Genomic DNA, 7,125 nt, shown 5'->3' on the forward strand with positions numbered 1-7,125 from the left:
AAATGATTATGGAAGAGTACACTATAAATGATTTAAATCAATTGGCAATGGATATTATTTTATATGCAGGAGATTGTAGAAATTTAGTGAATGAGGCATTTAAGGCAGCAGGAGATGGCAAAGACTACACAGAAATTAAAGAATTGTTTCATCAGGCAAGATTAAAAATCACAAAGGCACATAAGCTACAAACAGATGTAATACAAAGTACTATTTTCAATGAAAAACAAGACATGACTATGTTATTTATTCATGCTCAAGATACACTTATGACAATAAATTCTGAACTGTTTATTTCTGAAAATATACTTCAATTGTATTATAAAAACGGATTACATTCAAATGGATAAAGGAGAAAACTATGAATAAATTTCCAAACAATTTTTTCTGGGGTGGTGCGACTTCAGCTACTCAGATTGAAGGAGCATACAATATAGATGGTAGAGGTTTAGCAACTTGTGACTGTAAAACAGCTGGGTCATTTGTTAAAAGAAGAGAAGTCACTTTTATAGATAATGATGGTCAACAAGGAACCGTTCCATCAAGTTTAGGAATGTCTCTCCCTAAAGGAGCACACCAAGCTATTCTTGATGAATATTTTTATCCAAGTCATGAAGCTATTGATTTTTATCATCATTTTAAAGAAGACATTGCGATGTTTGCAGATATGGGGTTTAAAATGTTTAGAATGTCTATTTCTTGGTCAAGAATTTATCCTACTGGAATAGAGGAAGAGCCAAATCAAAAAGGCATTGAATTTTATAAAGAAGTTTTTAGAGAATTAAATAAATATAATATAGAACCATTGGTAACTATTTTTCATGGAGATTTACCTTTGTATCTCGAAGAGTCTTATCAAGGATGGGAAAATCGAAAATTAATTGATTTTTATATGAAATTAGCAAGAACGTGTTTAATTGAGTTCAAAGGACTTGTTCAATATTGGTTACCATTTAATGAAATGAATGATTATTTACTGATGTTAGATATGTTTGGAAATATCTCAACAAAAGAAAGTCATAAACAAAGTTTTCAAATGATACATAATATGTTAGTGGCAAATGCAAGAACTGTGAAACTGGCGCATCAAATTGATCCAGAGAATAAAGTAGGATCAATGATTTGTGGAATTCCAAACTACCCTGGAAGTTGTGATCCTAATGATATATTGGAAACGAGATATCGTTGGGAAAAGGGGATATATTATACAGGAGATGTACAGTGTTTTGGTGAATATTCACCATTTTCTAAAAGATTATGGGATGAATATGAAATCAATTTAAATACTGAAGAACAGGATTTTATAGATTTCAAAGATGGCGTAGTTGATTTCTATACATTTTCTTATTATATGACAAATATTGTGACGACTCATGAAGTTGATGATATCGTACAAGGGAATTTTTCCAATGGAGCAAGAAATCCTTATTTGAAATATTCTGAATGGGGATGGTCATATGACCCTAAAGGCTTACGTTATTATTTAGAAGTTATATATGATCGTTATCATATACCAATGATGATAACGGAAAATGGTTTAGGAGCAGTTGATAAAGTTGAGCCAGATGGTTCTATTCATGATGATTATCGTATTCAATATTTACAGGATCATCTTCATGAATGTAAAGTAGCAATAGATCATGGTGTTGATTTAATCGGCTATACAATGTGGGGGTGTATAGATCTTGTCAGTGCAAGTACAGGTCAAATGTCTAAGCGATATGGATTTATTTATGTGGATAGAGATGATGAAGGAAGGGGAACTGGTAAAAGGTTAAAGAAAGATTCTTATTATTGGTATAAAAATGTTATTCAATCTAATGGTGAAGCGCTTTAAATATAGTTTAATGAACTCTCTTATTTTTGACATAGTAAAAGGACAATCAAATCTTTAATGATTATTGTCTTTTTTGTTCTATGGAATTATAAGAAATAAAGAATCAGACTATTATAGCCTAATTTTTTGGATACAATGAATATATAGAAGGAGGTAATGATGAAAGGAGAAGTCTATGGATATATTCGTGTATCATGCAAAGATCAAAACGAAGATCGACAAGTTCTAGCAATGGAGTCATTTGGTGTTCTTGAATCACATATGATTATTGAAAAACAGTCTGGGAAAGATTTTAATAGACCGCAATATCAAAAACTTATGAGTCAATTGACAACAGGGGATACACTTGTTATTAAAAGTATTGATAGGTTAGGTAGGAATTATGATGAAATTATTGAACAATGGAGAATATTAACAAAAGAAAAGCATGTCAGTATAGTTGTTTTAGACATGCCATTGTTAGATACAAGAAAAGAACGGGATTTAATGGGGGTTCTTATTTCTGATATTGTTTTACAGTTATTGAGTTATGTTGCACAAACAGAAAGAGAGTTCATTCATCAAAGACAAGCAGAAGGAATCGCTGCTGCTAAAGCAAAAGGTGTAAAATTTGGACCGCAAAGAAAAAAAGTGCCCGATAATTTTAGTTATTATGCAAAACTATGGTATCAGGGAGATATTTCATCAAGGCAAGCCGCTAGTCATCTTGGTATGTCTTATCAGACCTTTTTAAGGAGAGTGAAAGAGATAAAGTATATATAGAATTCTTTTTTGTATTGTCACAAATTGTAGAATATAAGTCACAGAATATAAAAAAATAAAATTTATAACATATGTTTTAATTAGGGACTATTTCTATGTTATTTCTTCTTAAATTTAAGTATACATCTCTTGTTACAAAATGTCTACAATCTGTAACAAGGAGGAAATGTAATGAATTATATATCTTGCGAGCAGTTATTGAATAGTTTTAATGATATAGCACTATTTCAATATGATTGTTTTACTTATGAAATGATATATTATCCTTCTGTTCATTTATTTTTTAAAGTCAATGAGAATAAAATACCAGTATCAGCTTATTATTATGAGCAAAGCCAAATAGAATCAATTTTTGAGAATCAACAACAATATCAAAAGGGTGAAATTAATTTAAGATTATTAGATATTTCTGATAAAGATATTTGGTGTACAATTCAATATGATTATATTTTAAAAGATGAACAAAGTTATATTATAGGTAAGATTATGAATGTTGATTATTTATATAAACAGATACAATATTTTATGGTAAAAGCAGAAAATGATAGTTTGACAGGAGTTTTTAATAAACATGCTGTGGAACTAAGAATAAGTGAACAACTAAAAGAATGTAAAAAAGGAATGCTTTTAATGATGGATATTGATGGATTTAAAAAGATTAATGATCAATATGGTCATATATATGGAGATGATATTCTAGTTTGGTTTTCAAGTCAATTAAAGAAATCTTTCGATAAAGATATTTTAGGAAGAGTTGGTGGAGATGAGTTTGTTGTGTTTATTGAAGAGATAGATGATTGTTTGTTGATTGAAAAAAAGATTGAAGATTTTATGCATGGATTAAAAAAAGGATATTTAGATTGTTTGCTGGTTTCAATAAGTATTGGTATTTCTAGATATCCATTAGATGGAAATGATTATACAGAACTCTTTGATAAAGCGGATAAAGCTATGTATGAAACAAAGAAATATCATAAGAGATTTTATGGGTTTTATGAAAAATAAGGTTATAGTATTGAAAAACACAATGAAAATTGTGTTTTATTATCTGATAAATTGCTTGCTGTATATATTTGGTGCGTGTTGTATAATTACATTGAAAATATTGAAATAAAAAAGAAAAATGAGAAATTAATGTGTATATATAGTAAGGGACCATAAAATTGAGAGAAAGGATATATACGTATGTTAGAAGAGGAAAGTATTAAGAAAGAGGTTTCATTATCTTATGCATCGTAGTGAATATTTTAGAAAAAGACTTTATATGTATATTTCATAGAAATTACATATTGTGATGTGTATAGGCATAATCAAGAAAGCTCTAAAATGATTTTAGATGTTGTTGTGGAAGATGATTGATAAAGATATTATGATTTTGAAATACAAAATGGTTATATCAATGAAGAAGAATTGGTTTGGTTTCAGTTATATGCTATGAATTTAGTATTAAAACAAATGGATCAACAAAAAAATGAAGATGTGAAGAAGGTAAGGCAATTCATTATTTATATAGGTACACCAATTAAGAACTTTGAACATGATTATCAAGTGATGCTGGATAGAGGATTGTTGGAATTTCATATATTACAGATACAAAGATTAGAGGAAATGAAAATGGATGTGAGATTTCAGAATATATAGGAGCCGTTTTTGATGTTTTTAAATGAAGAGAATCATAAGAAGAAAGCAAAAACGAAACTAAAAAAAAGATATTATATCAATTTATGAGGAATATTTCAACGCAGAGGAATTTATGATGTATTGCAGTATAGAACGAGATAGAAGAGTCATTGAACAAAGACTCAGTGATTCAAAAAAAAGTAGGACATAGAGAGGGAAAGATGAGGACACTTAAAGGTGTAGTATATACTAAATATGAGTTTATAATTTAGATTGGTTAGATGAATGTGTATCGTCACAGTTAGATAAAATACATAAGTTGATATTTACAAGTATAAGTTATGAAGAGTTTAAAAAACAAATAATGAGCGTATAAATATTTAAGTTGTTAGTACAACTCAGTGATATAATATATCGAGGTTTTCATTTTAATTATTAATGAAACCTCTTTTTGCTTATAATAGTTCTAATTTTTTGAATTATACATATATTATAAAGTATTGTATACAATTTGATATAAAAAATAATAAAATTTGTATTTTTTAATAAAATCACTGGACAAATTTGTTTTTATCAAATATAATAGCAACAACATTATAAAGGAGGACGTCAAGTATGACACAAAAAAGAGTTTACAATTTTTCTGCAGGTCCATCAACATTACCTGTATCAGTATTAGAAGAAGTAGCTGCTCAAATGTTAAATTATAAAGATAGTGGAATGAGCGTTATGGAAATGAGTCATCGATCATCGTCCTATCTTGAAATCTTTAATGAAACAAAAGCATTATTAAAAAAGGTATTAAATATACCTGATAACTATAAAATCTTATTTATTCAAGGTGGAGCAACACAACAGTTCTCTACAATACCATTAAACTTAATGAAAAATGGTAAAGCAGATTATATTATTACTGGTGCTTTCTCAAAGAAAGCAGCACAAGAAGCTAAGAAATTCGGTGATGTGCATATTGCTTATGATGGAAGTGACAATAAGTTTAAACATATACCAACACAAGATGAATTAGATTTAAGAGAAGATACATCATATGTTCATTTATGTGCTAATAACACTATTTATGGAACAGAATGGAAATATGTACCTGAAACAAAAGGAGTTCCAATTGTTGTAGATATGTCATCAAATATTTTATCTAAACCAATTAATGTAGCAGATTATGGAATGATTTATGCTGGTGCTCAAAAGAACATGGGAATTGCTGGGTTGGGTGTTGTGATTGTGAGAGAAGATTTAATTACTGAACATAAAGAGAATATTCCAGTATTGATGGAATATGATACAATTGCGGGTAATGACTCTATGTACAATACACCACCTACATTTTCTATCTATGTTTTAGGATTGGTACTTGAATGGATTGATTCAATGGGTGGATTAGAAGTGATGCAAAAGAAAAATATTGAAAAAGCACAATTATTATATGATTACTTAGATCAATCTGATTTCTACCAAGCACATAGTGATGCTGATAATCGTTCAATTATGAATGTCACATTTACTTGTCCAAATCCAGATTTAGATGCTAAATTTGTTAAAGAATCAATTGCTGCAGGAATGTCTAATTTAAAAGGACATCGTTCAGTTGGAGGAATCCGTGCATCTATTTATAATGCAATGTCATTAGAAGGTGTAGAAACATTATTAGAATTTATGAAAAAATTTGAAAAAGAAAATAAGTAGGAGAGTATTATGAATAAAATAAAACTATTAAATAAGATTTCTCCAGTAGGACTTGATTTATTTGAGGGAAAATACCAAGTCGGAGAAGAAATGGATGATGAAGATGGAATTTTAGTTCGTTCTGCTTCTTTACATGAATACCCATTAAATCCAAATTTAAAAGCTATAGCAAGAGCTGGAGCTGGTGTCAATAATATACCATTAGATAAATGCAGTGAAGAGGGAATCGTTGTATTTAATACACCAGGAGCAAATGCAAATGCAGTCAAGGAATTAGTATTATGTGGACTTTTCTTATCATCACGTAAGGTTGTAGAAGGAATAGATTGGGTCAAATCTTTAAAAGGGAATGAAGATGCTGCTAAATTGGTAGAAAAGGGGAAAAGCCAATTTGTAGGACCTGAAATAGAAGGTAAAAAATTAGGGGTTATAGGATTAGGTGCAATTGGAGTTAATGTTGCAAATGCTGCGATTAAATTAGGAATGGAAGTTTATGGGTTTGATCCATATATTTCAGTCAATGCAGCATGGGGTATGAGTAAGTGGGTGAAAAATGCTCAAAACATGGAAACAATTTTTAGTGAATGTGATTATATTACATTACATGCACCAAGTACTAAAGAAACAAAGGGGATTATCAATAAAGAAAATATTGCATTAATGAAAGATGGTGTACGTATTTTAAACTTTGCAAGAGCAGATCTTGTGAATTCACAAGATGTACTTGAAGCAGTTAAAGCAGGTAAAATTGAAAAATATATTACAGATTTTGCTACACCAGATATTATTGATCAAGAAAATGTGATTGTCATACCACATTTAGGTGCTTCTACTCCAGAATCAGAAGACAATTGTGCTCGTATGGCAGTAAAAGAGATAAAGGATTATCTAGAAAGTGGTAATATTGTGAATTCAGTTAACTTCCCAACTATTAATGAACCACGTACTACAAAATATCGTATTTGTTTGATTCATAAGAATGTACCAAACATGCTCGCACAATTTGCCACTCTTTTAGCTAATCAAGAAATTAATATTGAAAATATGGTTAATAAAGCAAAAGGTGACTATGCCTATACAATCATTGAAACAAATGACGTTGTAGGCATTGATGATTTTGAGGCATTAGAGAACGTTGTCAAAGTTAGAGTTATAGGATAAATATAAAAGATATAGCAACTTAAGTTGTTATATCTTTTTTAATT

The 7,125-nt window shown here is 29.4% G+C and carries 7 protein-coding genes; all 7 read left to right on the plus strand.

Features of this window, described 5'->3' with window-relative positions:
- The first annotated feature begins 8 nt into the window (after positions 1-8).
- The 7 genes from BN350_RS05910 (at position 9) to BN350_RS05940 (ending at position 7,081) form a co-directional block, all read left to right on the plus strand.
- On the plus strand, positions 9-350 hold the full coding sequence (locus BN350_RS05910) for a PTS lactose/cellobiose transporter subunit IIA (protein ID WP_028042761.1): 342 nt from the start codon (positions 9-11) through the stop codon (positions 348-350).
- Positions 351-361: 11 nt separating this feature from the next.
- A complete protein-coding gene (locus BN350_RS05915; protein ID WP_028042762.1) occupies positions 362-1,837 on the plus strand; it encodes a glycoside hydrolase family 1 protein in 1,476 nt (491 codons plus the stop codon).
- A 159-nt stretch (positions 1,838-1,996) separates the two neighbouring features.
- Positions 1,997-2,599 (plus strand): recombinase family protein, encoded by a 603-nt coding sequence (locus BN350_RS05920; RefSeq protein ID WP_028042763.1) that lies wholly within the window; start codon positions 1,997-1,999, stop codon positions 2,597-2,599.
- A gap of 171 nt (positions 2,600-2,770) precedes the next feature.
- The gene (locus BN350_RS05925) at positions 2,771-3,604 is read left to right on the plus strand and encodes a GGDEF domain-containing protein (protein WP_028042764.1); all 834 of its coding nucleotides are present in this window, start codon (positions 2,771-2,773) and stop codon (positions 3,602-3,604) included.
- A 429-nt stretch (positions 3,605-4,033) separates the two neighbouring features.
- Positions 4,034-4,240 (plus strand): hypothetical protein, encoded by a 207-nt coding sequence (locus BN350_RS05930; protein WP_147573532.1) that lies wholly within the window; start codon positions 4,034-4,036, stop codon positions 4,238-4,240.
- A gap of 594 nt (positions 4,241-4,834) precedes the next feature.
- Positions 4,835-5,920 (plus strand): 3-phosphoserine/phosphohydroxythreonine transaminase, encoded by a 1,086-nt coding sequence (serC, locus tag BN350_RS05935; protein WP_028042766.1) that lies wholly within the window; start codon positions 4,835-4,837, stop codon positions 5,918-5,920.
- A 9-nt stretch (positions 5,921-5,929) separates the two neighbouring features.
- Positions 5,930-7,081 carry a phosphoglycerate dehydrogenase gene (locus BN350_RS05940; RefSeq protein ID WP_028042767.1) on the plus strand — a complete coding sequence of 384 codons (1,152 nt, stop codon included), beginning with the start codon at positions 5,930-5,932 and terminating at the stop codon, positions 7,079-7,081.
- The last annotated feature ends 44 nt before the right edge of the window (positions 7,082-7,125 follow it).

This window comes from Candidatus Stoquefichus massiliensis AP9 (assembly GCF_000455285.1).
GTDB lineage: Bacteria > Bacillota_I > Bacilli_A > Erysipelotrichales > Coprobacillaceae > Stoquefichus > Stoquefichus massiliensis.